2 protein-coding genes are annotated in these 2938 nt (G+C 48.3%); both read right to left on the bottom strand.

The annotated features are described in order from the left end of the window. The coding region (locus tag GF309_01515) for a hypothetical protein (GenBank protein MBD3157442.1) at positions 1-1044 on the bottom strand (1044 nt) is incomplete at its 3' end. Beyond that, on the bottom strand, positions 1045-2938 hold a 1894-nt coding region (cas10, locus tag GF309_01510; protein ID MBD3157441.1), incomplete at its 5' end, for a type III-B CRISPR-associated protein Cas10/Cmr2.

Here is a 2938-nt window from a genome sequence, read left to right as displayed (position 1 = left end):
GGGCTCCAAGGGACGTGGTCTTCCCTTCGCCGTATCCCAGCCACCAAAATAGACAGGTTTGCCGGTCATGGCTGAGACCAGGGTCATCTGGACTCCGTTTACCTCGCCGTCCCAGCTAACGTTTTCGTCCCCCTCCTTCCTGGTCATACAGGGTGGATACCACTGTCCATCGAAGTCAGCATGTTGTAGAAGCATAATCTTCAGTCGTCCACTGCTTGCAATCTCGTCTGTGATTGAAGGCTCAGCGAGGTCCAGCCCTTCAGCCAGATTGACCCTGACCCGTTTGCTTTCGCCGCCTAACCTGGCAGTGGTTGTTTTGGTTGGCAGGTCTATCCCCTTCTTGAGTCCGCTTATTCCACTCCACAGCTGCATGCCTTTTCGGAGGCGAATCATCTCAATGCTGTAGAGATGTTTCTCAAGACTTGCTCCTGTTGACTCGTTCACAGCAATGCCTGTCCGTCCCTCTCCGTAGATCATGGGCTTTTTCTCTGACTCGTCATTCCGAAGCCGCTTAAGTTGGGAATAATCGATTGGCTCGTTCTGCAAATACCTTCCCAGCACTGATTCAGGAACAAGATGGTCCCCAACGTCGTCCAAGAATTGACTACCCTCTTTGGCAGAAGGCAATCTTACATGACCGAGGTCTGACTGAACAGGTGTGTTGGGAACGTATGCCGGGGTTGCTTCTTTCGGTGAAGAAACATCCTTCTCTACAACAAGATCACGAGGGGCAGGGAAGAAACGTTCCTCACCGAACAGGTAGAGGCCCTTGACACTCAGGGTTCCATCACGCTTGCTTGGGTCGCCTACAGCATCGGTTATCGGACAATCTTCTTGGAATTCGCATCCATTGCACCCGCCTTTGATGTAGGTGTCTAGGTTCTTGCACATGAGGATTAGAACCACTGCACGCGAGAACCCGAACCCCGTATGCGGGCTGGGCGGAAATATCGACTCAAGGTAAGGAGATTCGCCAGCGTTGAATGGCGAACCATCTCTGAAGAATAGTGTATCAATCGGGTCGGCAAATATCGAATAACTCATTTAGTAAACACCTCCTCTGGACAAGAACTGAGCAAACAGCAGATGGTCTGGATTGTAGGTACAATCATCGCCATCCCAGCAAAGCGTTAGATCCACCAGTTTGCTAATCAGAGCTGCAGCTTTCTCTCGTCCGTCCGGGTCTTTCTTCAATTTCGAAATCTTCTCATCTCTGCTTCTCAGGTAGTTAACTAAGAAGAGCTCCTCAACAGTATCAGCATCATCATACTCCCACTCCATTTTCCTGATTGACTCTGCAGCAGAATGGATAAAGCTAGAAGTTAGTGGCACGTCTGCGTTCTTGGTAAAGCGTGAACCTACATCTCCAAGGACTTCTGTCCACGTTCTCAGTTCTTTCCGGCCAGATGATTCCCATTTCTTGACCACATGCAAATTCGTCCCGCCTCTGTCCCATGTCTCTATGGCAAAGGCATCTTTCTTGATGCGACCTTGAGAGACCACATTTTTCGGTGCAATATGTTCTTTTGCGACATGCTCGAGTAATGAGTGACTTCGTGAGACAACGCTGCTCATGGGGGCTGAATAGTGTGCGAAAACAATGCCTGCACTTATTGTTGGGGGATTGTCAATCCCTGTTTTGTCCATGGCCTCCATGAAGGCTTCCCTGATCTGATAGGCAGTCTGTAAAGCAGTATGAGTGGGTAGAAATGCTAGAACATCATCTCCACCAGCGTATATCAGACGTCCCCATTCATCTTCCACGATTTCAACAGCTCTCTTCGCAAATTCACTCATATGTTTACTCAAGCATTTTTTGCTACCCGGATTATTCGAAAGGGTTTCACCAATACTATCTCCATCCATGGACAGGACTGCGTAGTAGGGTGTGGGATTCGGAATTCCCAGCTGCTCGGATTTCTGTCTAAGAGATTTCAATGTAGACCCTAGAGTGTCACATACTCTTTCAGGTAGGTCGAGGTGCTCCGGTTGGACTTGCTCAGGTAAGAAGTAGTCTCCGTCATAATTTAGGAGCGGATGATAATCATCACGTTTGTTCTTTTTAGTGTCATTTGGCTTCCATAATCCCTCTAGTTGGAATAAACCTGCATCCTTCAACTCTGAAAGGTACTTCTTCGTCAGATTCTTCAGGTTTGCGTCATCAGACTTGACAATGGCTAGTCGCCAAGGTAGTGTTGCAAAGCTAACGGTTGACGGAAATGGGCTCTTATTGCTTCCTACGAGGTCATGAAGAATGCCAGGACACATCCGTTTGGTCAAACAGACCCCACATAGCCGCTCAGAACCCTCTTCTTGAATCTGAGCCCCGCTAAGATTCTTCGCAAGTTTGTCCCAAAAGCTCTTGATGTCATCGAAGTCAGTGCTTTTAGGTCTCAGGATTTCCCGGTTACCACAGATGGTACATTTCCTACCATGTTCTGCGTCTTCCGAGAAGTTACGGATAGCTTTCCTTCTGGTCAATCCGGTGTACTCACCAATGACCCAATATGAATCCCACAAGGAGTTCACCTGCCTTTCCCATATGGGCATGAATGCATCTTGCGAAGAGCTCGACGTAACAGATTCAACACGCGTTCTTGCTTCTTTGCAGATGTTGTTCCACATCGTTGTCCAACCATCAACGGCGGATTCTGCTATAGCCGAGGGATTGCCGTTTGCATCAAACTCTATGAGATTAGGAACGGTTCCTACCCGCTTATCAATACCTTCAACTCGCCGTAAAGCAATTTGATGATCTGGAGTTTCAGAATCGAGATATGGTCGGATGACCTTTGTATCTGGATGGTTTTCCAACACGGATCGTATTGCTTCTCTTCCGAGTATCGAAAGGAGATAAGAGCCTGTCCAGAGGTCGTGGGTTGTCCGTGCCTGCGAAATGAAGGATTGTACGGGTCCAAAAGAAACGTAAACTTCTGTC

The sequence above is a fragment of the Candidatus Lokiarchaeota archaeon genome (assembly GCA_014730275.1).
GTDB lineage: Archaea > Asgardarchaeota > Thorarchaeia > Thorarchaeales > Thorarchaeaceae > WJIL01.
The sequence above is the reverse complement of the archived record's forward strand: the minus strand, read 5'-3'. Positions and strand labels throughout refer to the sequence as shown.